Source organism: Streptomyces sp. NPDC033165 (assembly GCF_055577965.1).
In genome coordinates this window covers 305,376-331,345 of the sequence record NZ_JBVIPK010000002.1, presented here as the reverse complement: position 1 = coordinate 331,345, position 25,970 = coordinate 305,376, and the positions used below count along the sequence as shown (strand labels likewise).

The following is a 25,970-nucleotide window of genomic DNA, read 5'->3' as shown; positions in this document are numbered from 1 at the left end:
AGCCACCGCCTCAGGCCCGCGCGGGCCCACCCGCTCAAGCAGGCGCGGGCCCGTCCCGCCCCTCCCCCAGCTTCCGCCTCAGTGCCGCCCGCTCCGGCTCGGTGCCCGCCAGCTCCAGCGCCTCCCGGTACGCCACAGCCGCCTCTCCACCCCGCCCCAGGCGGCCCAGCAGGTCACCCCGCGCCACCACGTACGGCGAGTACGCCCGCAGCCTGGGCTCCCCCGCCAGCGCGTCCAGCAACGCGAGACCGGCCCCCGGCCCGTCGCGCATCGCCACCGCGACGGCGCGGTTCACCGCCACCACGGGAGACGGGGTGAGGGTGAGCAGCACGTCGTACAGGGCCACGACCTGCGCCCAGTCCGTGGACTCCACGTCCGTCGCCTCGTCGTGCAGGGCGGCGATCGCGGCCTGCACCCCGTACGGCCCGGCCGGCCCCCCGGTCAGCGCCCGCACCACCAGCGCCCGCCCCTCCTCGATCATCGCCCGGTCCCAGAGCCCCCGGTCCTGGTCCTCCAGGAGCACCGGCTCCCCCTCCGGACCGGTCCGCGCCCCGCGCCGGGCGTGGACGAGGAGCAACAGTGCGAGGAGCCCGGCGCTCTCCCGTTCGGCGGGGAGCAGGCGGCGCAGTATCCGGGCCAGCCGGATCGCCTCCTCGGCCAGGTCCAGCCGCTGGAGCCGGGGGCCGGAGCTGGCCGCGTACCCCTCCGTGAAGACCGAGTAGACGACCTGGAGCACCCCGGGCAGCCGGTCCGGCAGTTCGTCGGGGCCGGGCACCCGGAACGGAATCCGGGCCTCGCGGATCTTCTTCTTCGCCCGCACGATCCGCTGGGCCATGGTCGCCGTCGGTACGAGGAAGGCCCGCGCCACCTCGGGGGTGGTGAGCCCGGCCAGGCAGCGCAGGGTGAGGGCGGTACGGTCCTCGGCGGCGAGGGCGGGGTGGGCACAGGTGAAGAACAACTGGAGCCGCTCGTCCGGCAGTTCACCGAGCCCGGTCGGGGCTGCGACGGCCTCCGCCCGGTCCGCGTCGGCCTGGAGGACGGCGAGCCGGGCGGCGTACGCCCGGTCCCGCCGCAGCCGGTCCACGGCCCTGCGCCGCGCGGTCGTCAGCAGCCAGGCCCCGGGCCGGGCGGGGACGCCCTCGGCCGGCCAGTGGCGCAGGGCCGCCTCGATGGCCTCGGAGGTCACCTCCTCGGCCAGATCGAGATCCCCGAACCGGCGCACGAGGGAGGCGAGCAACAGCCCGCGCTCCTCCCGGAAGACCGCCTCGACGGCAACCCTGGCCTCAACGCCCTCAGCCTCCTCCCGGGAACCCCGGGCACCCAGGGAATCCTGGTACCCCTGGGGACCTCGGGAGTCCTGGGTATCCCGGGCACCTTGGGCACCCCGGGCATCCCCAGCCGCCCGGGCATCCCCAGCCGCCCGGCCCTCTCCCGGAACCGCGTCCTGGCCCGCCACCGTTCTCAGCCCCCGAAGTCCGCGACCGGCCGGACGACGACCGAGCCGCCGTCCCGCGCACCGGGACAGCGGGCGGCCCAGTCGAGGGCGGCATCCAGGTCCGGCACATCGATGACGAGGAACCCGCCCAGCAGCTCCCGCGTCTCCGCGAACGGCCCGTCCGTCACGGTCCGCTCCCCGGTCGGCGAGACCCGCACGGTGGTCGCGGTCACGAGGTCGGCCAGCGACTCCCCGGAGACGAGAATCCCCGCGTCGCGTACGTCCTTGTCGTACGCCATCCAGTCCTCCACGGTGCACTGCGGCGCCCCGCCCTGCTCGTCGACGGCCCCGCTGTGGATCAGCAGCATGTACTTCATGGTCCGACTCCTGTCGCCTGTGTGTCGCGTGTGCCGCGCCCGCCGTGCGGGTCGCCCTACACGATGACGACGAACGGGACCGGGCCCGATCGACACGCCGCCAGGATGTTTTTCAGGCCTCCGGATCGCGACGGGATTCGGAGGCCCTCCGCTCAGCCCTTCCCTTGGCAGACCCGGACGGTGAGGTGGCGGGGGTCGGCGAGCGGGGGCGGTTCGGCGGCCACGCGCTCGTGCCGCCCCAGCGTGAGAAGGAGCCTGACACACTCGCCTGCCGCCGACAGCCGCAGCGCGGCGAGCGGCCGGCCGCTCCGGCCGCGTAGGCCCTGTTGTCGCACCGGGTGGCGACGTAGTGGCGGTTGCGGCGTGAGTAGCCGGCAGTCACTGCCGTGCGGAGCCGCCTCGGGCCGCCCGAGTCGCGGCACGCAGCACGGCTGCCCCCGCAGGCGTCAGGCAGTGGAGCACGTTCGCCCCGTTCCGGCTGCTGGTGACGAGCCCCGCGTCGCGCAGTGCCGTGGCGTGCCTGCTGGCCGACGAGGCGGACACGCCCGCCGCGCGAGCGATCTCCCCGGTCGTGGCGCCGACCGCGGCGGCGACCAGAGCGACGGCACGAGCGCGGCCCAGTAACGCGGTCAGCGACGCCGTACCGGACAGGTCCGCGAATTCCGGTCCCGCCGCGGAGGCGGGCGGCTCGTAGCACACCGGATAGCAGACGACCGGTGGCAGGTCCGGAGACGCGAGGCTGATCGGGTTGTTCCAGGAGAAGTACGAGGGGGCCAGGGTCAGCCCGCGGCCGCCGAGATGCAGGTCGCGGTCCTCGGCGGGATAGTCGAGGTGCAGGACGGGGCTGCTCCAGCGCATTGTGGACCCGAGCCTGCTGAGCATGCCCTCGGTTCCGCCGTCCAAGAGGTCACGGCCGCGTGCGGTTCGCTCGGCCTCGACGCCGGCCCGCACCTCCTCCTCGTACGGAGCGATGACCGCTTCGTGATACGCCTTCAGGATTCCGGCGAATTCCCTGCGTGCCGTCGGCTCGGCCAGCCGCGGGGCCCAGGATGGCGCTCCGACGGTCCTGTCGAGGATGGCCACCTCACTCAGCACCTGCCGGGGCGAGGTGGCGAGGATCGCCTCCAGCCCCGCGTCCAGCCCTCCGCCGGATGCGGCCGGAGTCAGAAAGTCCGGGAAGTAGACGCCCTTGGGAAACATCGGCAGGAGCACGGTGCGCAGGGTGCTCTCCAGCCCCTTGTCCTGCAGCCGGTGGCGTGCGGTGCGGTACCAATGTGCGTACGCCCAGCGACCCCGTCGCGTCTGGAATCGCTGCAGGCTCATCGCGATCTCCCACAGCGGATCGGGCCCGCTGGTGAACCGTGTCCTGGCGAGGTCAGCATCGCCGAAATGAATGCGGAGCAATTCATTCCCCCCGGATGAGCTCAGTATTTGCGGTCCACTGCAAGAGCGTGGCCAACCGCGCATCTCTGGGCAATCGTAGAACGCGCAGGGCACCGGAGGCATCGGGGAGAGTTCCGAAATGAAGCGAGCGTCAGCAGCCGCATGCACGGCCGCATTGATCGTGGTGGGTGCGGTGGCAGGCTGCACCACAAACGGGAACGACCCTTCTGCGCACGACGGTTCACAGCAGGACATCGCGTCCACGAACGCCACGGGCGAGGCCAGGGAGCTGACGGACGCCGAGCAGATCCTGGTCCAGCGTGCGGAGCAGCTCCTCGTCAAGAAGTGCATGGAGAACGAGGGCTTCCGTTACTGGGTGGGGCCGATGCCGACCGTCGACGACCTCAAAGGCGGCGGGTACATGGTGACCGACGTCGCCTGGGCGAAGAAGCACGGATACGGCAGCCGACTTCAGGAGAAGGTGCAGGAAGCCCAGCGGAACGACCCCAACCACAGCTACGCCAACGCGCTCCCCGAAAAGGACCGCATCCGGTACGGCGAGACCCTGGAAGGCACCCCGTCGAGCGGCATGCTGACCGCCGAACTACCCGGGGGCGGCACCGTCAGAACACCCGATGCCAGCTGCCAGGTCGACGCCAAGCAGCAGCTCTACGGGGACTTCGCGACCTGGTTCCGGGCCGAGAAGACAGCCACCAACCTGTCCGGCCTGTACGTGCCGGACCTCCTCGACGACAAGCGCTTCGTGAGTGCGGTCGAGAAGTGGTCGACATGCATGGCCAAGGCGGGCCACGCATACGCCGACCCGCCGGCGATCCGCGAGGAACTGCCCGAACTCGCCGAAGGCCAGGACCCGGACGAGGCGTTCGCCATCGAGGTTGACCTGGCGGTCGCCGAAGCCACCTGTGCCACCAGCTCGTCCCTGTCCGAGACTGCCCGCACGCTCGAAGCCGAGTACCGCGACAGGAAACTCGGGCGCTACAGCGAGGACATCGCCGCGTACCAGCACATGAGCCTCACCGCACTGGCCCGGGCCGAGGACATCACGGACTCGACGGCCTGACACCGCCCCGGCCCGACCGGCCCGGGCCCACCGCCTTCCGCGGCACCCTGCCGCGGGACACCCGCCCAGCACACACCACCGCACAAGGAGTGATTCACCATGCGCAAAATCCTGGCCACCGCCGCCACCCTCAGCCTCGCGGGCCTCGGCGCGATCGTCCCCGCGACCAGCGCTCAGGCGGCGTCCGCGGCGTGCGACACCGCCTGGCGGAACGGGGGATCTGGTTACGTCTTCGCCTACAACTTCACCAACTGCAGCGGCTACTTCGGCAAGGCCAGCGGCAACGACTCGAACTGGGGCGACTCCGCCGGCGGATTCCAGGGCTCCGACAACAACAAGGCATCGTCGATCGTGCACAAGGGCACGTCCGGGATGGCCGTGAAGGTCTACAGCGGAACGGGCTACTCCGGCGGGCACACCTGCCTCAAGAAGTCCGAGTACTACATGAGCAGCCTCATCGGTCACACGTACAACAACGGCGTATCCGTAAACAACACCATCAGCTCCCACCAGTGGGTGTGGGAGTCCTCCTGCAGCAAGTTCCTGGACTCCTGACCCGACCGTCCTTCCGCGCGGCTGACCTCGCGCGCCCCCTCCATGGCCTGCCGGCCTACCGTCGGCAGGCCATGGGAACCGGCCCGGCGATCCCAAGGAACGTCATACGCCGATGAGAGACCTTTCGGAGGCGCACGCACGGGCCTCGCGGCATTCCCCGCAGCACCCCGGCGTCTGCGACCGGAACGCCCGGTCACAGGCGTCGCAGGTCTGGAGGGGCACGATCGGCGCGGCTACGGGCAGGGGCGGCGGGAGGAGCGCGGTCAGCCGGTGGCGCAGCAGCTTCGCCGGGTACCTGAGCGGTACGGGCGGATCGTCGGTGAGCGCCTCCCGTACCGCATCGGGCCGCATCCCCCGCTCCAGCCAGGCCGCGACCCCGGGAACGAGCCGCCGGACATCCTCCTCGGAGAGGACGAACAGCGGCGCGGTACGCCGGAGCCCGGCCAGCAGGTCGGCCGCCGCCGCGTTCAAGGCCTCGGTGGGGCGGCACGGACCGGGCAGCGGCGGCCGCTGCTGCCGGGGCGCGGTGGGCGGCGGCACGAGCCGGGGCGCGGGAGCGGGGACAGGCTCCTCCGGTACGGGCGCGGGCCCAGGGGCATGTACGGGCCCGGACCCGGCCCCGGGATCAGGCACCGGTACGAGAACGGGCACCGGCTCACGTACGGGCACGGGTTCCAGCTCACCCACCGGCCCACGCGCCGGTACGGCTTCGGGCTCCGGCTCCCCCGCCCGCGCGGGCGCGGCCCCCACTGCTCCCCGGTCCGCCGCGTCCGGGTGGTTGTAGAACACCGTGCGCGTGGCCAGCCTGCCGCCCTTGACACGTTCCAGGACGCGGCTGAGGAATCCGTGCTGTTCCAGCTCGCGCAGGGCGGCGGCGATGCGGGTCTCGCTCTCCGGGAAGATCGCGGCGAGTGCCTTGATGCCGACCCGCCACCCGTCCGGCAGCGACTGGATGTGGGCGCCGAGGCCGATCGCCACCAGGGACAGGCCCCGGTGCTGGGAGAGCCGGTTGGAGACGATCGTGTATCCGTCGGTCAGGCGGATGTTGAAGTGGACGACGCCGGAGTACGGGGCGCGCGAGGGCGCGCTAATCTGCTGGGTACCCATCAGGAAGCTCCTACTTCCTCGGTGGTCAGGCCTTCGGTCGGGATGCCAGTCCCGGCCGGGGGCCGTCTCATGTCTGCGGTTGTGGTCAGCGCGAGCATATGCCCGCCAACAGGGCGAAAATCCAGCCCGGTTGGCACACTTCACCCGTGTGAGTGAGACGCCTCGCGCGTACTGACGCGGGCCCACACAGGGTTGGGTCGGGTTATTTCTCCCGTACTCAAAGACGGGTACTTAAAAGCTTTTACGTCGTGGGCCACCGGGACGCGGTCCACCGCGACCCGGTCACCCCCGCCCCGGCACCCCCACCCCGTCCCACCGGGTCGGGGCTGTCACGATCCGGTGAGCGCCACCTCCGCCCAGACCGTCTTGCGCGGGAACGGCCCGTGCTCCGTACCCCACCGCACCGACAACGCCTCCACGAGCAACAGCCCGCGCCCGCCCTCGGAATCGCCGGACGGCTCCCGCTGCACCGGGTCCCGGTCACCCCGGGTGTCGGCGACCTCGATCCGCAACACGTCGCCGTACACGCTCAGCAGGATGCGGAAGTCCCGCCCGGGGACGTACCCGTGCAGCGCCGCGTTGTTCGCCAGCTCCCCGATGACGAGGCTCGCGTCCTCCAACGGCAGGCCCCATGAGCGCAGTTGCTCGGTCGCCAGCAGACGGGCGAGCCGGGCGCCCCGGCGGGTGGCGGAGAGCTGGACGGCGAACTGTCCGGTGCGCGCCCTCGGGTGGGTGATTTCTTGGTTCATGTCACTCAGCGTGGCCGCGCGAATCTACTCTGAGAAGTATTGGCACGGGTACGGACTGTCACTGTCCCTGGTGTGTACAGCCCCGTCCCGTTCGTACGGTGTCCGCGCGCGGACACACGGCTGGAAGCGGGTCGGCAGATGGCTGACGGAAACGAAGAGGACCAGGAGTTCGGCCTGGAGGACGACTCGGGCGCGGTCATCGCGGCGGTCGGCCGGCAGGTCAAGCTGTGGCGCGAGGCGGCCGGCCTGCGCGCCGCCGAACTGGGCACGGCCATCGGGTACAGCGAGAACCTCGTCTTCAAGGTCGAGGGCGGGCGGCGCATCCCGAAGCCGGAGTTCCTGGACCGGACGGACGACGTCGTGGGTGCGGGCGGCAAGATCGCGGCGATGAAGAAGGACGTGGAGGAGGCCCGGTATCCGAGGAAGGTCCGCGACCTGGCGAAGCTGGAGGCGGAGGCGGTCGAGTTCGGCTCGTACGCGAATGGCGTGATCGACGGGCTGCTCCAGACCGAGGAGTACGCACGCGCTCTGTACGCGCAGCGGCGGCCCGCGTACAGCGAGGACGACATCGAGCGCCTGGTGGCCGCGCGCATGGCTCGGCAGGTGGCCTTCGACCGGCGGCCCGCACCCCTGCTCACCTTTGTCCAGGAGGAGTCGACCCTCCGGAGGCGCACCGGGGGCAGAATGGTCCTGCGACGCCAGCTCGAACACCTGCTTGACCTGAGCCAGTTGCGGCATGTCGAGATCCAGGTCATGCCGATGGAGGCGGAGGAGCACGCGGGTCTCGGCGGTTCGCACCGCATCCTTAAGCTCAGGGACGGAAAGACCGTCGGGCTCAACGAGGTTCAGCTCATCAGCGGGCTGATCGCCGATCCGAGGCAGGTGCAGATCCTGGAGATGCGCTACAACCTGATCCGGTCGCAGGCCCTCACGCCCCGGCTGTCGCGGGAATTCATCGAGAAACTGCTGGGAGAGACATGAGCGCCACCGAGCTGAACTGGTTCAAGAGCAGCTACAGCACCAACGACGGCCCCTCCTGCGTCGAGGTCGCCACCGCCCCCGCCACCATCCACGTACGCGACTCCAAGCAGCTCCCCACCGGCGGCCCGCACCTCGGCTTCGGCCAGGCCGCCTGGGCGGACTTCGTCACGTACGCGGCGGAGCGCTGAACCACCTCCGTACCGGCCACGTCGGTGGGGCGTGGCCGGGCAACGGGTGAAAGATCAAGAAGTACCGCCAAGCGTGAACCTTTCCGGCCGCCGCGGGCAACAGGGGTGACAGCCACACCGACCGACACACCCCTGGAGGCGCAGTGACCGGACCACCTCCGGCACGCCCCACCCACGGTGCCGACGACGCCGACGTCATCGCCCAGTCCCTCGACCAGCCCGAGCTGTTCGCCGGGCTCTACGACCGGCACGCCCCGGACATCCACCGCTACGCCGCCCGTCGGCTCGGTGAGGGCCCGGCGGACGACATCACGGCGGAGACGTTCCTCATCGCGTTCCGCACCCGGGACCGCTACGACACGGCCCACCGGCTGGCCCGGCCCTGGCTGTACGGCATCGCCGCCAACCTGATCGGCAAGCACCGGCGTACCGAGGTCCGCGCGCTGAAGGCGCTGGCCCGGACGGGCCACGACCCGGTGGCCGCGTCCTGGAGCGACCGCGCCGACGACCGGATCGCGGTGCAGGCCCCCCTCGCCGGGGCGCTGGCCAAGCTCTCTCCCGGCGACCGACACGTCCTGCTGCTCGTCGCCTGGGCGGACCTCGGCTACCAGGAGGTCGCCGAGGCGCTCCGGATACCGCTCGGCACGGTCAGGTCCCGGCTGAACCGGGCCCGCCGCAAGGTCCGCGAGGCTCTGAGCACCGATCCCGCGTTCACCTCGGCGCTCGACCCGTCGCCCATCACGACCGGACAGGAGCTGAACCCGTCATGGACGAAATGACCCAGCTGCGGGAGCTGCGCGCCGACGCCCCCGTACCCGACCGGGCCACCCTCGCCCCCGGCCGTCAGCGCCTGGCCGACACCGTCGCGGGCAGGGGCCGCCGAACCCTCGCCCAGCGGCTGCGGGGCGACTGGCGGATCGCCTCGCTCGGCACGGTCGTGGCGATCACCGCGGCGGCCCTGTTCCACACCCAGGTCGTGGACACCTCGGCCCCCCGCCCCGCCGGTCCGGCGACCGTCGCGGGCGACCTCGATCTGTCGAGCCCGGCCGCCGCCCTGAACCGGGCGGCCGACTACCTGGAGCAGCAGGAGGTGCCTCCGGAGCCGCGCGACGACCAGTGGATCTACACCCGCGTGGTGGACGGCAATTCCCAGACCTCGGAGGCGCTGGAAGAGATGCCGGAGGAGGTCGCCGGTCGGCTGGCCGAGCAGTTCGGCCCCGACCAGTGGGTCCCGTACGACGACAAGGCCGCCGAGAACGACGAGTCCGACACCGACCACCGCACCGCCCGCGAGTCCTACCGGATCGCCGCCGCACTGCCGGAGGACCCCAAGGCACTGCTCGCGAAGCTCCGCGAGACGTTCCCCTCCTGGGACGCGTCCGGGGGAGCGCCCGAGACCGAGGACGCACACAGCTTCCGCGCTCTGTCCGTCCTGCTGGGGTCGTACCCGCTCCCGCCCGACGCGCTGGCCCGGATCTACCGGGCGATGGCCACGGTCGGCGGCGTCGAAGTCACCGGCCACCTGATCCGGGACGCCTCCGACCGCGAGGTCATCGCCGTGACCCGTGAGTACGAAGGGGGCAACAGCCAGCGCGAGATCCTCATCGACCCCGTGGACTACAGCTACGCGGGAGAACGCGATGTCGTCACCAGGACGCACAGGATTCCCGGGCCCAACGGCCTCGAACCCACGGTCCAGAAGCGCGGCGACGTCCTGATCGACATCGCGAGGACCAAGGCCGCCGTCGTCGACGCCAAGGGCCAGAAGCCCTGACCGTGCGACGTACACCCCCGGCCCCGGGCCCGGTGTCCGCCGCAGGGGAGCGGATACCGGGGCCGTGAGGGGCTGGGGGCCTCCCGAGCTTGGCGCGCGGCACGCGGGGCGCGGGGCACTGGGCACTGGGCACGGGGCACGGGGCACGGGGCACCAGGCACTGGGCACGGGGCCTGCATGCCCGTCCCGGGGCACGGGCCCGACACCCACGTGACCGACCCCACCCCCCGCTCCGTTCAGACTCCCGCAACAATGAACGTGTGATCACTTCACCCGCACGGAGCCCGCAGCGCCGCACCGAGCATGCGCCGACCCCCTACGTCGACCTCTCGCGCGACGAGTGGAGCGCCCTGCGGGACAAGACCCCGCTGCCGCTGACCGCCGACGAGGTGGAGCGGCTGCGGGGGCTCGGTGACGTCATCGACCTGGACGAGGTGCGGGACGTCTACCTGCCGCTCTCCCGGCTCCTCAACCTGTACGTCCAGGCCACCTCCGGGCTGCGCGGCGCGCTGAACACCTTCCTCGGGGACGCCGGGAACGGGCACGGGGAGCAGCGCGGCACCCCGTTCGTCATAGGGGTCGCGGGCAGTGTCGCCGTCGGCAAGTCCACCAGCGCCCGTATCCTCCAGGCGCTGCTGGCCCGCTGGCCGGAACACCCGCGCGTGGAGCTGGTGACCACGGACGGGTTCCTGCTGCCGATGAAGGAGCTGCGGGCGCGCGGGCTGACCTCGCGCAAAGGGTTCCCGGAGTCGTACGACCGGCGGGCGCTGACCCGGTTCGTCGCGGACATCAAGGCGGGCAAGGACGAGGTGACCGCGCCCGTCTACTCGCACCTGATCTACGACATCGTCCCCGGTGAGCGGCTCACCGTCCGCCGCCCGGACATCCTCATCGTGGAGGGGCTCAACGTCCTCCAGCCCGCCCTGCCGGGCCGGGACGGGCGCACCAGGGTCGGGCTGGCGGACTACTTCGACTTCAGCGTGTACGTGGACGCGCGCGCCGACGACATCGAGACCTGGTACCTCAGCCGCTTCCGCAAGCTGCGCGCCACGGCGTTCCAGGACCCGTCCTCGTACTTCCGCAAGTACACCCAGGTCTCCGAGGAGGAGGCGCTGGAGTACGCGCGCACCATGTGGCGGACCATCAACAAGCCGAACCTGCTGGAGAACGTGGCTCCGACGCGCGGCCGCGCCACCCTGGTCCTCCGCAAGGGGCCGGACCACAAGGTCCAGAGGCTCTCCCTGCGCAAGCTCTGACAGGCTCGCGTACACCGACCGGGTCACGTACACCGACCGGGGCACGGCCTGACGCGCCGCGGCGGAGCACCGGACGTGCTCAGCTGTCCCCGAGTCCTCCGAGGTAGCGGAAGCGGCCGTCCTCCACGCGGATGAGGAACGCGTTGTCCTCCTGCACCGGCGCCGCAGAACCTTCCCGGAAGGTGAACGTCTTCGACACGCCACGGTGGGAGGTCCGGGGCAGCCGGCGGGCCAGGGCGCGGCGCTCGGCGTTCTGCTCGCCAAGTGCGCGCACGGCCTCAGTGATCAGGTGAACCGTGTCGAACGCCTCTGCGGCGTAAGGGGCGGGCGGATCGCCGTAGCGCTTTCGGTGAGCTGCGGTGAAGGCCCTGGCCTCGGGCTTGCCGGTCGCGTCGACGACGGCCGAGCTCAGCACCCATCCCTCGGCGGCCGCTCCGGCCTGCTCGGGGAACCCGGGGTCGAGCAGCGCCTGTGTGCCGAGCCTGGCCCCGGTGAATCCCCGCTGCCGCAGCGCGCGGGCGAACCGGGCGCCCCTGGCACCACGGCCGCCGAACACCAGTGCGTCAACCTCGTCGTCGAGGAGCTTCCCGGCCAAGGGCCCGAAGTCCTCGGTGCTCGTCTCGGCGGTGTGCCGCACCAGTCCGTGTCCGCCGGACTCCATACCTCGCTGGATGCCCTGGAGGACGTCCCAGGAGTGGTCACCCTCGGCCTCGTCGTGAACCAGTGCGGTCCGCCGGGCGCCGACCTCGCCGACCAGGTGGGCGATCAGCACCAGTGCCGCCTCCGCGTCCGTGGCGCGGGTCCGCAGATAGGCGGTGTGCTCGGTGGACGACACCTCTGAGGTGCCCACCGAGACGGATACCAGGGGGAGCTGGGCGGCGCTGTAGGTGCCGACGGCCGCTTTGCAGGTGGTGCCGGTGGTCGGGCCGACCACGGCGAGGACCGAGCGGGCGGCGGTCAGCTCCTCGGCCACCTCCACGGCCCGCGCGGGGTCTCCGGCATCGTCACGGACGGTCAGCGCCAGAGTGAAGGGGCGGTCGGGGCCCGCGTTGAACTGCTCGACGGCGAGCCGGGCGCCCCGTTCCTGAGCCTTGCCGGTGGCGGCGTCCGGCCCGGAGAGGTCGGCGTGCACGGCGATCGTGTGGCGCGGGACCCGCGACGGCCCAGGGCCGGTGTCGCGCTGGTCCACGAGGCCGCGCCAGAGGGCGAATCCCCCGGCCGCCAGCACCGCGCCGCCCGCCGAGGCGACGGTCAGGAAGCGCCGGCGGGTCGGGGTGGCGGGGTCGGGCCGCTCCGGCGGGGCGGGGTGTTCGGGGACGGAGTGTTCGGGGGCGGCGGCCGGGCCGGGCGGGGGGTCTCCCGGCTGCGGCGTCCCGGTGGCGGTGGGGTCGTCCTTCTTCGGCCGGGATATCTCCGTCGGCGGGATTCCCGGAAGGTCGAGCATCGCCGCCGCACGGGCGGTGACCAGGCGGAGAACCGGCTCCGGGAGCCATCCGGGGCCCGGAGCCGTCGCCTCGCCCGGGAGGAGACGACTCCGCAGCCCGGCGGCGTCGGGGCGCCGCTCGGGGTCCTTGGCCAGGCACTCCTCCAGTAGGGGGCGCAGCTCCTGCGGCACTCCGTCGAGGTCCGGCGCGTCATGCACCGTGCGGTACAGCAGCACTGCCGGGGGGCCCGAGCCGAAGGGACGCCGTCCGGTCGCCGCGAAGGCCAGGACGCAGCCCAGCGAGAAGATGTCACTGGGCGGGCCGATCCGCGGGCCCTGGGCACGCGCCTGCTCGGGGGAGAGGAAGCCCGGCGACCCGACCACCACGTTGTGGGCCGTCAGCGCGGTGTCGTCGAGCGCACGGGCGATACCGAAATCGATCAACCGCGGCCCGTCCAACGCCAACAGAATGTTCGCCGGCTTCACATCACGATGCACCAACCCCGCACCATGCACCGCCACCAACGCCTCCGCGACCATCCCCCCCAACGCCGACACCGCACCCACCGGCAACGCCCCACACCCCACCACCGCCTCCTGCAACGACGGACCCGCCACGAACGGCGTCACCAACCACGGCCGCATCGCCCCCACATCCGCATCCGTCACCGCCACAGCCCACCGACTCACCACCCGACGAGCCGCCCCCACCTCCCGCACAAAACGCTCACGAAACCCCACATCACCCGCACACTCTGCCCGAACAACCTTCAACGCAACCAAACCACCACCAACAGAACGCCCCAAATACACCACCCCCATCCCACCCGCACCCAACCGCCCCAACAACCGATAACCCCCCACCCACACGGGATCACCCACACCCAGGGGCTTCACAGCTGCCCGATCACGCCGACCACGTCACCGAGGAACCTGAACCCGCCGCCCTCGACGCGGTGGAGGAACATCCCGCTGTTCTCCCGGGTGATGTGGAACCGTCCGGTCTTCTCGTCGATCTCCAGGCGTTTGGTGATGCCGGGGCGGTCGGCCCTGCGCAGCCGCTCCAGCAGGCGTTCCCGGTCGATGGCGGTGTCACCGGACGAAGCACGCGGGGAGGGCCTGCCGCTGGGCGAAGCGGCCGGGGAGCCGCCGCCACCGGCGATGTCGCGCAGGCTGTCCGCCACCAGGCCGACGACGTCGTAGGCCTCCGCCGCGTACGGGGCGGGCGGCGCGCCGAAGCGCCTGCGGTGGGCTGCTGCGAACGTCGCCGCCTCGCCCTTCGCTGTCGCGTCAATCGTGGCGGACGTGATCAGCCACCCCTCGGCCGCATCGCCCGCCCGCTCCAGGAAGCGTGGGTCGAGGGCGAGTTCGGTCGCGATGCGCGGGCCGGTGAATCGCCGCCTGCGCAGCTCCTTCGCCGCGCTCGCGGCCGCGGCCCAGGACCCGGTGAACACCACCGAGTCCACCTTCTCCGCCAGCATGTGAGCGACCACGGGAGCGAAGTCCTCGGTACCGGCGGGCACCACGCGCGGAACCACCTCCTGCTTCTTCCGCAGGGCGGTGAGCGCGATCTGGGTGATCTGCTGGCTGTAGAGGTCGACGGTCCGGTCGGTGATCACACCGGTTCGGCCGATGTCGGGCGCCGCCTCGCCGTAGAGGCCGATCGCCCACCCCTGACCGCCGGTGGTGGGGCGGGTGTGCAGATAGGTCGCGTGCGGGGTGACGCTGGAGAAGTTCACCTGGGCGGAGACGGAGAGCAACGGCAGCAGCGCCTCGTCGTACACCCCGACGACCGCGCTGACGGCCTCGTCCGTGGTCGGCCCGATCACGGCGAGCACAGAACGGTCGGCGGCGAACTCCTCCGCCACACGCACCGACCGTTCCGGGCCGTCGGCGTCGTCGAGAGCCCTGACCTTCAGCCGGAACGGCTGACCTTCACGAGCGTTGAACTCGGCTACGGCCAGCTCCACGCCGCGCTGCTGTGCACGCCCTGCCCGGCGGTGCTCGCCGGTCAGGGCGGCCTGCACCCCGATCGTGTACGTGCGTGGGGCAACGCCGTCCGCGCCCGTGGCGGCGCCGGGCGACCGCAGCAGCCTCCACGCGCCCAGCCCGCCCCCGGCGGCCAGCACCGCGCCACCCGAGACGACGGTCAGAAAGCGGCGACGGCTGGGCCCGGCGGGGGTCGGGCCGTCCACGCCCCTGGTGGTCTCGGCCGCCTGCGCCGCCCGTTCGGCCGCGGCCCGCTCATTCCCTCCGGGCGTCACGCCGCCGTCGACGGGCGCCGCCGGGTCGACGGTGGTGCGCTCGACGTCGGGCAGGGCGAGCATGGCGGCGGCCCGCTCCGCGACCAGCTGGGTCACCTGCTCCGGCAGCCAGGCCGCCACCTCGCCCTGTGGCGTGTCCTGTGCCCACTCGGTGACGATGTCCGCCGGGCGGGGCCGGGCCTCCGGAGCCTTGGCCAGGCATCGTTCCAGCAGGGGGCGTAACTCCTGCGGCACCCCGTCGAGGTCCGGCGCGTCATGCACCGTGCGGTACAGCATGGCCTCGGGAGCTCCGCTGCCGAACGGGGGTCGCCCGGTCGCCGCGTAGGCCAGGACGCAGCCCAGCGAGAAGACATCACTGGGCGGGCCGATCACGTCGGCGTCCGCCCGCGCCTGCTCGGGGGAGAGGAAGCCCGGTGACCCGACCACCACATCGGTCGAGGTGAGCGCGGTGTCGTCGGGGGCTCGGGCGATACCGAAATCGATCAACCGCGGCCCGTCCAACGCCAACAGAATGTTCGCCGGCTTCACATCACGATGCACCAACCCCGCACCATGCACCGCCACCAACGCCTCCGCGACCATCCCCCCCAACGCCGACACCGCACCCACCGGCAACGCCCCACACCCCACCACCGCCTCCTGCAACGACGGACCCGCCACGAACGGCGTCACCAACCACGGCCGCACCGCCCCCACATCCGCATCCGTCACCGCCACAGCCCACCGACTCACCACCCGACGAGCCGCCCCCACCTCCCGCACAAAACGCTCACGAAACCCCACATCACCCGCACACTCCGCCCGAACAACCTTCAACGCAACCAAACCACCACCAACAGAACGCCCCAAATACACCACCCCCATCCCACCCGCACCCAACCGCCCCAACAACCGATAACCCCCCACCCACGCCGGATCCCCCACACCCAACGGCTCCATCACAGACTCCCCGTCGTCATCGTCCCGGCTGTCCCGGCCCCGCCTGCCCCTACGGCCGCCGACGCGTCCACCTGCGCGGGCGTGGCACCGGGCCGGACCGCCCCCGCCCGTAAGTCCGTCGTCGCCCGCGCGGTCATCGCAGCTCCCTCCGGACATCGGTGAGCATGCTGCCCAGCGCCTTGGAGCCGGTGGCGCTGACGGTCTTCGCGTCGTAGCCGTCGGCGCCCTTGACCGATACCGCGAACACCACCGATCCGACGCGGTTCGCCGCCCAGAGGTAGGGGTGTGGGCCGCCGTGTTCGGCACCTGTGTACTGGCCGACCTCGAAGACGGAGTCCTCGGCGTCGTGGAAGACCGGTTTCTCCCCCAGCGACATGAGCGAGGTGACGCGTTCGCCACGGCGGGGCCGCTGGTCGGGGCACCGCAGCGCGTCCTCCAGAAACGTCGCCATCGCCGCGTCGGCATGCGCGGAGGTCCGGTAGACGGTGACATGAGCGGTCACCCGCAGCGGGCCCCCGCCGGAAACCTCGCCGGGCACTTCACTCGACCGCGACAGCCCGGCCAGTACCTCGTGCGGCAAGGCCTCGCGCTGCCAGCGGCAGGACCGGTCCAGCACCGGCACGGTCCGCGGTGCGCTCTCGTAGGGTTTCTGCCGGACGAAGTCGGCGCCGAGCACGTCGGGTTCGGCGGCAACGGCACGCGCGAGCGCCAGGGCCTCCTCGAAGGTGCCCGGCAGGCGTTCAGGGGCGGGCGGCTCCGCCGACCCCGACGGTTGCGGACCCTTGCTCCCGGGCGACGGCACGGAAGTCCCCGAGTCGACCCCCGCCCCGGCGGCGGGTGCCGCCGCTTCCCCGTCGTCCGGCCTGTCCGCCCCACCGGACGAGCACCCCACCACCAGCGTGATCACGGCCACCGCTGCACAGGCGCAGCGGGCCCCCCGTCGACGAGCCACCGTCGCTCCTCCCGATGCGCAACTGAGGCAGACGCTCTCCCCGCCTCGCCATCGTCCCACTGAGAAGCACGCGTTGAGGGCGGAACGCGGTTCCCGCGGCTCCGTCCGGTGGCGTCGGCGCTCTGCCGTACGGATCGGCCCCGCGGGTGCCCGTGTGCGGGCCATCGCCCTCCGCGGACCGCGGGCGACCCCACGCGGGCGACCCGCTCATCCGCACACGGGCAACCCCACGCGGGGCAACCGTCGGCCATGTGTGCCCGCCCCGCCGGCCGGCCCGCCCCGCGCCGGCCGGTGGTCGTCGGCTCGGAGGCTCAGCCGAGCGCCGACTTCACCACATCGGCCAGCCGGCCCGCCACCGCGCGCGCCTGCTCGATGTCGGCGGCCTCGACCATGACCCGTACCAGCGGCTCCGTACCCGACTGGCGCAGCAGTACGCGCCCGGAGGAGCCCAGCTCGCGCTCCGCCTCGACGACCGCCGCGGCCAGTTCGGGCGAGGTGGTCACCCGGGACTTGTCGACGTCCGGGACGTTGATGAGCACCTGCGGGAGGCGCTGCATGACCCCGGCCAGTTCGGCGAGGCTGCGGCCGGTGGCGGCGACCCGGGCCGCCAGCATCAGGCCGGTCAGCGTGCCGTCGCCGGTCGTGGCGTGGTCCAGGACGATGACGTGGCCGGACTGCTCGCCGCCCAGCGCGAAGCCCTCGGCCTTCATCGACTCCAGGACGTACCGGTCCCCGACCGCCGTCTGGACGAGCCGGATGCCCTCGCGCTCCATGGCGATCTTGAAGCCGAGGTTCGACATCACGGTGCCGACAACGGTGTCCTTGCGCAGCTGCCCGGCCTCCCGCATCGCGAGGGCCAGAACGGCGAGGATCTGGTCGCCGTCGACCTCCTCGCCGGTGGCGTCCACGGCGAGGCAGCGGTCGGCGTCGCCGTCGTGCGCGATGCCGAGGTCGGCGCCGTGCTCGACGACGGCGGCGCGCAGGAGGTCCAGGTGGGTCGAGCCGCAGCCGTCGTTGATGTTCAGGCCGTCCGGGTCGGCCCCGATGGTGACGACCTCGGCACCGGCCCGCGCGAACGCCTCGGGCGAGACCCGGGCGGCGGCGCCGTGCGCCTCGTCCAGGACGACCTTCAGTCCGTCGAGCCGGTTGGGAAGGACGCCGATGAGGTGGGCGATATACCGGTCGAAGCCCTCCGTGTAGTCGGTGACCCGGCCCACGCCCGCGCCGGTCGGACGGCTCCACGGCTCACCGGTGCGGTGCTGCTCGTAGACCGTCTCGATCCGGTCCTCCAGCTCGTCGGCCAGCTTGTGGCCGCCGCGCGCGAAGAACTTGACGCCGTTGTCCGGCATCGCGTTGTGGCTGGCGGAGAGCATGACGCCGATGTCCGCGCCGAGCGCGCCGGTGAGATGCGCCACGGCGGGGGTCGGCAGCACGCCGACGCGCAGCACGTCCACCCCGGCGCTGGCCAGGCCCGCCACGACGGCGGCCTCCAGGAACTCCCCGGACGCCCGCGGATCCCTTCCGACCACGGCGGTCGGGCGATGGCCCGCGAAGGTTCCCGCCTCGGCGAGTACGTGCGCCGCGGCGACCGACAGCCCGAGCGCGAGCTCAGCTGTCAGATCGGCGTTGGCGACACCGCGTACTCCGTCCGTACCGAAGAGTCGTCCCACTGGTGTCCTCCGAAAGTGCTCCGAAACCACAAACCACAGCAAAGCAAAGCAAATGAATGCCACGAAGAATGCAAAAAGGCAGGTCGGATGCCGTGACGCGGCCGACCTGAGAGAGGTGCGCGGCGGCGTTCACCGGCCTGCCGTCCCGTGCGGGCAGATGAACGTCTCATGCCGTTATACGCCCGCAAGGGCCGATAAACGAACGCCCCAGCAGCACGGAGTGTGCCGCCGGGGCGAACGTGACAGTCGAGCAGGCGCGATGTTTAGCGCTTGCTGTACTGCGGGGCCTTACGGGCCTTCTTGAGACCGGCCTTCTTGCGCTCGACCGCACGGTCGTCGCGGGAGAGGAAGCCGGCCTTCTTCAGCGTGGCGCGGTTGTTGTCCACGTCCGCCTCGTTCAGCGCGCGGGCCACGCCGAGGCGCAGGGCACCGGCCTGACCGGAGACGCCGCCACCCGAGATGCGGGCGATGACGTCGTAGCGGCCGTCGAGCTCAAGCACCTTGAAGGGCTCGTTGACTTCCTGCTGGTGCACCTTGTTGGGGAAGTAGTCCTCAAGGGTGCGACCGTTGATCTTCCACTTGCCGGTGCCCGGAACGATCCGGACGCGGGCGATGGCGTTCTTGCGGCGGCCCAGGCCGGCCGCGGGCTGCGGGTCACCGAAGCGGCCCGCGAGGGACTCGCTGGTGTACTCGCCCTCGACGGGAACCTCCGACTCGAAGGTGGTCACCTCGGCGAAGGTCTCTTCGCCCTCGGTGCCCACCGTGTCGCCGGTGGTCGTCTCAACAGTGGTCTCGGCCACGATTCTCCTCAGATCTTTCTGTATGTCTTAGGGGGTGGCCGGAACTACTGCGCGACCTGGGTGATCTCGAACGGGACCGGCTGCTGAGCAGCGTGCGGGTGCTGGTCGCCCGCGTAGACCTTGAGCTTCGAGAGCATCTGACGGCCCAGGCTGTTCTTGGGGATCATGCCCTTGATGGCCTTCTCGACGGCCTTCTCGGGGTTCTTCGAGAGGAGCTCGTCGTAGCGCACCGAACGGAGACCGCCCGGGAAGCCCGAGTGGCGGTACGCCATCTTCTGGGTCTTCTTGTTGCCGGAGAGGTGAACCTTCTCGGCGTTGATGATGATGACGAAGTCGCCCATGTCCATGTGGGGGGCGTAGATCGCCTTGTGCTTGCCTCGGAGGAGGTTCGCGGCCGTGGTGGCCAGACGGCCCAGGACGATGTCCTGAGCGTCAATGATGTGCCACTGGCGAGTGACATCGCCGGGCTTGGGGCTGTACGTACGCACTTCGTAGCCTTCGCTTCTTCAGTGGATGGGGTCCATACACACGACACCTCTGAAGCGATCATGCAGCTGGGGCACACAATGCCGGGAACACTGCCCGTATGCGAGCCACTGGTAACTGCTCCAGAGAACCTACGCAATGGCCTCGCATGAGAGCGACGCAGCCAACACGTATAACAATCGTCGACACTACCCGCCCCGCCCCGGATGGGTCAAAACGCGCCGACCGCCGAGGTCACCGCGCCCGCTGCACCCTCCGCTCGTCCCACACCGGCTCCGCCGTCTCCCGGACCACCCCGTCCGAGCCGAAGACCAGATACCGGTCGAAGGACTTCGCGAACCACCGGTCGTGCGTGACGGCCATCACCGTGCCGTCGTACACCTCCAGGCCGTCCTGCAACGCCTCCGCCGACTCCAGGTCCAGGTTGTCCGTCGGCTCGTCCAGGAGCAGCGCGGTGGTGCCCGCCAGCTCCAGGAGCAGGATCTGGAACCGCGCCTGCTGCCCGCCGGACAGCCGCTCGAAGGCCTGGTCGCCCTGCCGCTCCAGCTCGTACCGGCGCAGCACCCCCATCGCCCCGCCCCGGTCCTTGGCATGCTCCGACCAGAGGATCTCCACCAGCGTCTTGCCCAGCAGCTCCGGGTGCGCGTGCGTCTGGGCGAAGTGGCCCGGCACGACCCGCGCCCCGAGCTTCCACTCCCCCGTGTGCGCCACCGGCTCCCCCGCCAGCAGCCGCAGGAAGTGCGACTTGCCCGACCCGTTGGAGCCGAGGACCGCGACCCGCTCCCCGTAGTAGATCTCCAGGTCGAACGGCTTCATCAGGCCGGTCAGCTCCAGGCCCTCGCAGGTCACCGCCCGCACCCCGGTCCGCCCGCCGCGCAGCCGCATCCTGATGTCCTGCTCGCGCGGCGGCTCGGGCGGCGGGCCCGCCTCCTCGAACTTCTTGAAGCGGGTCTGCATCGCGTGGTAGCGGTTGGCCATGTCGGGGCTGTTCGCCGCCTGCTGCCGCATCCGCAGGACGAGCGCCTTCAGCCGGGCGTGCTCCTCCTGCCAGCGCCGCAGCAGCTCCTCGAACCGCGCGAACCGCTCCTTGCGCGCCTGGTGGTAGGTGGCGAAGCCGCCACCGTGCACCCATACGTCGCTGCCCGCCGCGCTCGGCTCGACGCTGACGATCTTCTCGGCGGCCCGGGAGAGCAGCTCCCGGTCGTGGGAGACGAAGAGGACCGTCTTACGGGTCTCCTTCAGCTTCTCCTCCAGCCACCGCTTGCCCGGCACGTCCAGATAGTTGTCCGGCTCGTCGAGCAGCAGCACCTCGTCGGGCCCGCGCAGCAGCGCCTCCAGCACCAGCCGCTTCTGCTCACCGCCGCTGAGCGTACGCACCTCGCGCCACTGCGCCTTCTCGTACGGCACGCCCAGCGCGGCCATGGTGCACATGTCCCAGACGGTCTCGGCCTCGTAGCCGCGCGCCTCGGCCCAGTCGCTGAGCGCCTGCGCGTACGCCATCTGCGCGGCCTCGTCGTCGACGGTGAGGATCTTCTCCTCGGCCGCGTCGACCGCCTTCGCCGCCTCCCGGATGCGTGGCTGGGAGACGGAGACCAGGAGGTCCCGTACGGTCCGCTCGTCCCGCACCGAGCCCACGAACTGCGGCATCACACCCAGCCCGCCGCTCACCGAGACCGTGCCGCCGTGCGGCTGGAGCTCCCCCGCCAGCAGCCGCAGCAGCGTCGTCTTGCCCGCCCCGTTCGCCCCGACGAGGGCGACGACGGCTCCGTCGGCCACCCGGAACGAGGCGTCGCCGAGCAGCACCCGCCCGTCCGGTAGGTAGTACTCCAGGTGGCCCGCTTCGAGATGTCCCATACCGAGCATTGTCACGGTCGGCGAAGCCCTGGCCCAACCGGATTATCCAAGCCCTAAACTGCGCGCATGAGCTTTGGGCAAGGGGGGGCCTCCTGGGGGCCCGGGGGCGGCGGGACTCCGGACTGGGCGGCGCTGGCGGAGGAGTCCGCGGCGCGCTCCCGCCGCAGGAAACTGATGATGATCGGCGGCGGCGTGGTCGCCACCGTGGCGATCGGCGCGATCGTGACGACGGCCGTCGTCACCACGAACGGCGGCGGCAAGGGCGACTCCGACAGGAGCGCGAGCCAACTGCCCGCCCCCGCCGAGCTCCCCGAGGACACCTCGGCGCCCGCGCCCTCCTTCTCCTCGGTCGCACCGCCGCCCCCGCCGGACCCCAAGGACTACATATCCAGCGCCGCCAAGGACAAGGCGCCGATCACCGTCGAGGGCTTCTTCCCCGGCAAGAAGCTCACCATGGGCGACCGCGTCCACCTCAAGGGCGCGACGAACCGCACCACGAACTGCGCGTCGGGCACCCAGGGCGCCCTCGGCGCGATCCTCACGAACAACGGCTGCCGGCAGCTCATCCGCGCCACCTACCGCAAGGACGGGGTGGCCGTCACCGTCGGCATCGCCGTCTTCGACACGGAGGCCCGCGCGAAGAAGACCGTCGACCAGGCCGAGGGCGGCCTCGCCTCGCTCAGCGGCGGAGGCATCGACACCTTCTGCCGGGGCGGCACGGTCTGCCGGCGCACCACCAACTCCTACGGCCGGTACGCCTACTTCACCGTCGGCGGCTTCCTCGACGGCAAGCGGGTCACCACCGCGGACAAGAACGTGTTCGCGGTCGGCGACGACCTCACGGACTTCACCTTCCGCCAGATCCACCGCCGGGGCCAGCTCCAGGCCTCCCAGGCGGCCGCGGACCCCAACGGCTGACCGCCCCGCCCGCGGAAGAACGCCGACTCCCGGGCCCGCGCCCGGGAGTTCACCGCTCAGCAGCAGCCGCTCAGCAGCACCCCGCCCCCGGCAACGTCCGCACGTTCCGCGCCTCTTCGGCCCGGGCCGCCAGCAAATCGTCCGCCGGGTACGCCACTTCCTCCAGCGTCAGCCCGTGCGGCCGCACCACGTGCACCCCGGGGTCGCGCACCTTCGCCGCGAGCACCTCGGCGGGCCAGTGGGCCGGACGCCGCCCGTCGCCCACGAACAGCGCCGCCCCGATCAGCGCCCGCACCATGTTGTGGCAGAACGCGTCCGCCTGCACGGTCGCGGTCAGGACCCCGGAAGCCTCCTCCCGTACCCAGCTGAACTTCTGGAGCGTACGGATGGTGGTCGCCCCCTCGCGCTTCTTGCAGTACGCCGCGAAGTCGTGCTCCCCCACCATCGGCGCGGCCGCCTCGTTCATCGCGTCCACGTCCAACGGCCGCTCGTGCCACAGCACATGGCCCCGGAGCAGCGGATCGACCCCGCCGGGCCGGTCGCCGACCCGGTAGGCGTAACGCCGCCAGAGCGCGGAGAAGCGGGCGTTGAACCCTGCCGAGGCCGGGGCCGCCCGCCAGATCCGTACGTCCCGGGGCAGCCGCCCCGCCAGCCGCCGCAGCAGCTTCTCCTCGTGCTCGGCCCACACCTCCTCCGGCAGGTCCACGTGGGCCACCTGGCCGCGCGCGTGCACCCCGGCGTCCGTGCGGCCCGCCACCGTCAGGTCGTACGTCACGGCGGAGCGGGTCACGGTCCGCAGCGCATCCTCGATCTCCCCCTGCACCGTGCGCCGGCCGGTCTGCTTCGCCCAGCCGGAGAAGTCCTTGCCGTCGTAGGACAGGTCCAGCCGCACCCGTACGAAACCGGGCTCCGCCTCGTCACTCACCGCGTCATCCTCTCAACTCCCCTGGTCAGCAGAACGGGCCCGCACCGCCCCGAAGGGTGATGCGGGCCCGTCCCGTGGTCGCCAGGGCTCAGGCGTCCTTCGACTCCGCGTCGTCGGCCGGCTTGGCGTCCTCAACGGACTCGGCCGCGGGGGCCTCGTCCTTCTTGAGGGCGTCTTCCTTGACCGCGCGCTTCGTGGCGGCCTCGGCCTCACCGGTGGCCTGCTGGGCCACGGTCAGCGCCTCGACCAGCTCGATGACCGCCATCGGAGCGTTGTCGCCACGACGGTTGCCGATCTTGGTGATACGGGTGTAACCACCGGGGCGGTTCTCGTACCGGGGAGCGATCTCGGTGAAGAGCGTGTGGACGACGCTCTTGTCCGTGATCGTCTGGAGCACCAGGCGACGGTTGTGGATGTCGCCCTTCTTCGCCTTGGTGACGAGGCGCTCGGCAACCGGACGCAGGCGGCGGGCCTTGGCCTCGGTCGTCGTGATGCGGCCGTGCTCGAACAGCGACTTCGCCAGGTTGGCGAGGAGCAGACGCTCGTGCGCGGCGCTGCCGCCCAGACGGGCACCCTTTGCGGGACGCGGCATGGTGATTCTCCTTGTGTGCTGCACCGGCCGTATCAGGTACCGGTGTCAGTTCCCGTGAGGCGGACGCCTCCCGGAAGTCGTACGCGCCGGCGGGCTCGGTGTTTCGAGCCCGCCCGGCGATTGAGGACGAAGCCTCAGCCCCGGCCCGGAGGCACCCTCAAAAACCGGGCGCCCCCAGCCGGGAGGCGATCAGTACTGCTCGGTCTCCACGAAACCGGCGTCCGCGTCGTCGTCGGCGCCGAAGGCGTCGGCGGCGGCGGTCGGGTCGAAGCCGGGAGGCGAGTCCTTCAGCGCGAGGCCCATACCGGCCAGCTTCGCCTTGACCTCGTCGATCGACTTCGCACCGAAGTTGCGGATGTCGAGCAGGTCCGCCTCGGAACGGGCCACGAGCTCACCCACGGAGTGGATGCCCTCGCGCTTGAGGCAGTTGTACGAACGGACCGTGAGCTCCAGCTCCTCGATCGGCAGAGCCAGATCGGCGGCGAGCGCGGCGTCCGTCGGGGACGGGCCCATGTCGATGCCCTCGGCGTCGATGTTGAGCTCGCGCGCCAGACCGAACAGCTCGACCAGGGTCTTACCGGCCGACGCCATGGCGTCACGGGGACGCATGGCCTGCTTGGTCTCGACGTCGACGATCAGCTTGTCGAAGTCGGTACGCTGCTCGACACGGGTCGCCTCGACCTTGTACGTGACCTTGAGCACCGGCGAGTAGATGGAGTCGACCGGAATCCGGCCGATCTCCTGGCCGACCTGCTTGTTCTGGACGGCGGAGACGTAGCCGCGACCGCGCTCGACGGTCAGCTCCATCTCCAGCTTGCCCTTGCCGTTGAGCGTGGCGAGAACGAGGTCGGGGTTGTGCACCTCGACACCGGCCGGGGGCGCGATGTCGGCGGCGGTGACCAGACCCGGGCCCTGCTTGCGCAGGTACATCACGACCGGCTCGTCGTGCTCCGAGGAGACGACCAGCTGCTTGATGTTGAGGATGAGGTCGGTGACGTCCTCCTTGACGCCCGGCACGGTGGTGAACTCGTGCAGGACACCGTCGATCCGGATGCTGGTGACAGCGGCACCGGGGATCGAGGAGAGGAGCGTACGGCGGAGGGAGTTGCCGAGGGTGTAACCGAAGCCCGGCTCCAGCGGCTCGATCACGAACCGGGAGCGGAACTCGTCGACGACCTCTTCGGTCAGCGACGGACGCTGAGCGATAAGCATGTGGTGATCCTTCAGTCGTGGGCACCCACTATTTGATGCCCGACAGATGTAACAAGGGTACGGGCGGTGCGCCCCCTATGAGGCGCACCGCCCGGACCCGGCGCTACTGACGCACGGCCGTCACCGGCCGTCGCGGATCAGACGCGGCGACGCTTCGGCGGACGGCAGCCGTTGTGCGGCGTCGGGGTGACGTCCTGGATCGAACCGACCTCCAGGCCGGTGGCCTGGAGCGAGCGGATCGCGGTCTCACGGCCGGAGCCGGGACCCTTGACGAAGACGTCGACCTTGCGCATGCCGTGCTCCTGCGCGCGGCGGGCGGCCGACTCGGCGGCCATCTGCGCGGCGAAGGGGGTGGACTTGCGCGAGCCCTTGAAGCCGACGTGGCCGGCGGAGGCCCAGGAGATCACGTTGCCCGAGGGGTCCGTGATCGAGACGATGGTGTTGTTGAACGTGCTCTTGATGTGCGCGTGGCCGTGAGCGACGTTCTTCTTTTCCTTGCGACGCACCTTCTTGGCTGCGCCCTGACGACCCTTGGGGGGCATGTCTTGACTCCAGATGGAGAGGGGAGGTGATCGGTCCTACAGCGAAGACCGCTGGTTGCTGCGGTGGTCCGGCGAACCGGATTACGCAGTGCGTCCGCTGAGGACTACTTCTTGCCCGGCTTCTTCTTACCGGCGATGGCGCGACGCGGGCCCTTGCGGGTACGCGCGTTCGTGCTGGTGCGCTGACCGTGGACGGGCAGACCACGACGGTGGCGAATGCCCTGGTAGCAGCCGATCTCGACCTTGCGGCGGATGTTCGCCTGGACCTCGCGGCGGAGGTCACCCTCGGTGCGGAGGTTGGCGTCCACGTGCTCGCGGATCTTGACGAGGTCTTCCTCGGCCAGGTCGCGAACGCGGGTGTTCGGGTTCACGCCGGTGCTGGCGAGGATCTCCTTGGACCGGGTGCGCCCGATGCCGAAGACGTAGGTGAGGGCAACCTCCACGCGCTTTTCGCGCGGGATGTCAACACCTGAAACGCGTGCCATTCAATGGCTCCAGTTGTTAGAT

General features: G+C 71.3%; 25 protein-coding genes. 8 read left to right on the top strand and 17 right to left on the bottom strand.

Annotated elements, in window-relative coordinates:
• Positions 1–34 precede the first annotated feature (34 nt).
• From ACZ5WC_RS05900 to ACZ5WC_RS05890, 3 genes are all read right to left on the bottom strand, one after another.
• Positions 35–1,324: an RNA polymerase sigma factor gene (locus ACZ5WC_RS05900; RefSeq protein ID WP_468539957.1), complete on the bottom strand. Its 1,290-nt coding sequence runs from the start codon at positions 1,322–1,324 to the stop codon at positions 35–37.
• A 137-nt stretch (positions 1,325–1,461) separates the two neighbouring features.
• Positions 1,462–1,812, bottom strand: a complete 351-nt coding sequence (locus ACZ5WC_RS05895; RefSeq protein ID WP_096630585.1) for a YciI family protein — start codon at positions 1,810–1,812, stop codon at positions 1,462–1,464.
• A gap of 378 nt (positions 1,813–2,190) precedes the next feature.
• A complete protein-coding gene (locus ACZ5WC_RS05890) occupies positions 2,191–3,135 on the bottom strand; it encodes an ArsR family transcriptional regulator (RefSeq protein ID WP_468539646.1) in 945 nt (314 codons plus the stop codon).
• Positions 3,136–3,334: 199 nt separating this feature from the next.
• Here ACZ5WC_RS05890 and ACZ5WC_RS05885 point away from each other — a divergent pair, with 199 nt between their 5' ends.
• Together ACZ5WC_RS05885 and ACZ5WC_RS05880 are read left to right on the top strand one after the other, a co-directional pair.
• Positions 3,335–4,276 (top strand): hypothetical protein, encoded by a 942-nt coding sequence (locus tag ACZ5WC_RS05885; RefSeq protein ID WP_468539645.1) that lies wholly within the window; start codon positions 3,335–3,337, stop codon positions 4,274–4,276.
• A 99-nt stretch (positions 4,277–4,375) separates the two neighbouring features.
• Complete coding sequence (locus tag ACZ5WC_RS05880; protein WP_468539644.1) at positions 4,376–4,831, top strand: hypothetical protein; 456 nt, start codon at positions 4,376–4,378, stop codon at positions 4,829–4,831.
• Between the two features lie 102 nt (positions 4,832–4,933).
• Here the strand turns inward: ACZ5WC_RS05880 and ACZ5WC_RS05875 are convergent, their stop codons facing one another.
• Both ACZ5WC_RS05875 and ACZ5WC_RS05870 read right to left on the bottom strand, forming a co-directional pair.
• Positions 4,934–5,938 carry a hypothetical protein gene (locus ACZ5WC_RS05875; RefSeq protein ID WP_468539643.1) on the bottom strand — a complete coding sequence of 335 codons (1,005 nt, stop codon included), beginning with the start codon at positions 5,936–5,938 and terminating at the stop codon, positions 4,934–4,936.
• A gap of 329 nt (positions 5,939–6,267) precedes the next feature.
• Positions 6,268–6,687, bottom strand: a complete 420-nt coding sequence (locus tag ACZ5WC_RS05870; RefSeq protein ID WP_468539642.1) for an ATP-binding protein — start codon at positions 6,685–6,687, stop codon at positions 6,268–6,270.
• Positions 6,688–6,825: 138 nt separating this feature from the next.
• On the opposite strand from ACZ5WC_RS05870, the gene ACZ5WC_RS05865 reads away from it, so the two are divergent.
• From ACZ5WC_RS05865 to coaA, 5 genes are all read left to right on the top strand, one after another.
• Positions 6,826–7,668 carry a helix-turn-helix domain-containing protein gene (locus tag ACZ5WC_RS05865; protein ID WP_468539641.1) on the top strand — a complete coding sequence of 281 codons (843 nt, stop codon included), beginning with the start codon at positions 6,826–6,828 and terminating at the stop codon, positions 7,666–7,668.
• Entirely contained in the window at positions 7,665–7,856 is a 192-nt protein-coding gene (locus ACZ5WC_RS05860; protein ID WP_468539640.1) for a DUF397 domain-containing protein, read from the top strand. Before ACZ5WC_RS05865 ends, ACZ5WC_RS05860 begins: the two co-directional genes overlap by 4 nt.
• 143 nt (positions 7,857–7,999) lie before the next feature.
• A complete protein-coding gene (locus ACZ5WC_RS05855) occupies positions 8,000–8,635 on the top strand; it encodes an RNA polymerase sigma factor (protein WP_468539639.1) in 636 nt (211 codons plus the stop codon).
• Positions 8,623–9,630: a CU044_5270 family protein gene (locus ACZ5WC_RS05850; protein ID WP_468539638.1), complete on the top strand. Its 1,008-nt coding sequence runs from the start codon at positions 8,623–8,625 to the stop codon at positions 9,628–9,630. The genes ACZ5WC_RS05855 and ACZ5WC_RS05850 overlap by 13 nt, the downstream gene beginning before the upstream one ends.
• Positions 9,631–9,890: 260 nt before the next feature.
• Positions 9,891–10,886: a type I pantothenate kinase gene (gene coaA / locus ACZ5WC_RS05845; protein ID WP_468539637.1), complete on the top strand. Its 996-nt coding sequence runs from the start codon at positions 9,891–9,893 to the stop codon at positions 10,884–10,886.
• A 79-nt stretch (positions 10,887–10,965) separates the two neighbouring features.
• On the opposite strand, the gene ACZ5WC_RS05840 is transcribed toward coaA, so the two are convergent.
• The 7 genes from ACZ5WC_RS05840 to ACZ5WC_RS05810 all read right to left on the bottom strand — a co-directional run bounded on the left by ACZ5WC_RS05840 (position 10,966) and on the right by ACZ5WC_RS05810 (position 21,274).
• Entirely contained in the window at positions 10,966–13,173 is a 2,208-nt protein-coding gene (locus tag ACZ5WC_RS05840) for a bifunctional serine/threonine-protein kinase/ABC transporter substrate-binding protein (protein WP_468539636.1), read from the bottom strand.
• A gap of 29 nt (positions 13,174–13,202) precedes the next feature.
• The gene (locus ACZ5WC_RS05835; protein WP_468539635.1) at positions 13,203–15,512 is read right to left on the bottom strand and encodes a bifunctional serine/threonine-protein kinase/ABC transporter substrate-binding protein; all 2,310 of its coding nucleotides are present in this window, start codon (positions 15,510–15,512) and stop codon (positions 13,203–13,205) included.
• A 133-nt stretch (positions 15,513–15,645) separates the two neighbouring features.
• Entirely contained in the window at positions 15,646–16,464 is an 819-nt protein-coding gene (locus ACZ5WC_RS05830) for a hypothetical protein (protein WP_468539634.1), read from the bottom strand.
• A gap of 311 nt (positions 16,465–16,775) precedes the next feature.
• Positions 16,776–18,134: a phosphoglucosamine mutase gene (glmM, locus tag ACZ5WC_RS05825; protein WP_468539633.1), complete on the bottom strand. Its 1,359-nt coding sequence runs from the start codon at positions 18,132–18,134 to the stop codon at positions 16,776–16,778.
• A 263-nt stretch (positions 18,135–18,397) separates the two neighbouring features.
• The gene (gene rpsI, locus ACZ5WC_RS05820; protein WP_398863346.1) at positions 18,398–18,934 is read right to left on the bottom strand and encodes a 30S ribosomal protein S9; all 537 of its coding nucleotides are present in this window, start codon (positions 18,932–18,934) and stop codon (positions 18,398–18,400) included.
• 44 nt (positions 18,935–18,978) lie between these two features.
• Positions 18,979–19,422, bottom strand: a complete 444-nt coding sequence (gene rplM / locus ACZ5WC_RS05815; RefSeq protein WP_096625076.1) for a 50S ribosomal protein L13 — start codon at positions 19,420–19,422, stop codon at positions 18,979–18,981.
• Positions 19,423–19,654: 232 nt separating this feature from the next.
• On the bottom strand, positions 19,655–21,274 hold the full coding sequence (locus ACZ5WC_RS05810; RefSeq protein WP_468539632.1) for an ABC-F family ATP-binding cassette domain-containing protein: 1,620 nt from the start codon (positions 21,272–21,274) through the stop codon (positions 19,655–19,657).
• A 66-nt stretch (positions 21,275–21,340) separates the two neighbouring features.
• Here ACZ5WC_RS05810 and ACZ5WC_RS05805 point away from each other — a divergent pair, with 66 nt between their 5' ends.
• The gene (locus ACZ5WC_RS05805) at positions 21,341–22,192 is read left to right on the top strand and encodes a hypothetical protein (RefSeq protein WP_468539631.1); all 852 of its coding nucleotides are present in this window, start codon (positions 21,341–21,343) and stop codon (positions 22,190–22,192) included.
• 70 nt (positions 22,193–22,262) lie between these two features.
• Here the strand turns inward: ACZ5WC_RS05805 and truA are convergent, their stop codons facing one another.
• The 5 genes from truA to rpsM all read right to left on the bottom strand — a co-directional run bounded on the left by truA (position 22,263) and on the right by rpsM (position 25,948).
• Positions 22,263–23,117: a tRNA pseudouridine(38-40) synthase TruA gene (truA, locus tag ACZ5WC_RS05800; RefSeq protein WP_468539630.1), complete on the bottom strand. Its 855-nt coding sequence runs from the start codon at positions 23,115–23,117 to the stop codon at positions 22,263–22,265.
• An 88-nt stretch (positions 23,118–23,205) separates the two neighbouring features.
• On the bottom strand, positions 23,206–23,709 hold the full coding sequence (gene rplQ, locus ACZ5WC_RS05795) for a 50S ribosomal protein L17 (protein ID WP_030578028.1): 504 nt from the start codon (positions 23,707–23,709) through the stop codon (positions 23,206–23,208).
• 189 nt (positions 23,710–23,898) lie between these two features.
• Positions 23,899–24,921, bottom strand: coding sequence for a DNA-directed RNA polymerase subunit alpha (locus ACZ5WC_RS05790; RefSeq protein WP_003966937.1), 1,023 nt, complete (start codon positions 24,919–24,921; stop codon positions 23,899–23,901).
• Positions 24,922–25,058: 137 nt separating this feature from the next.
• Complete coding sequence (gene rpsK, locus ACZ5WC_RS05785) at positions 25,059–25,463, bottom strand: 30S ribosomal protein S11 (RefSeq protein ID WP_003956432.1); 405 nt, start codon at positions 25,461–25,463, stop codon at positions 25,059–25,061.
• A gap of 104 nt (positions 25,464–25,567) precedes the next feature.
• Positions 25,568–25,948, bottom strand: a complete 381-nt coding sequence (gene rpsM, locus ACZ5WC_RS05780; RefSeq protein ID WP_003966938.1) for a 30S ribosomal protein S13 — start codon at positions 25,946–25,948, stop codon at positions 25,568–25,570.
• Positions 25,949–25,970 lie beyond the last annotated feature (22 nt).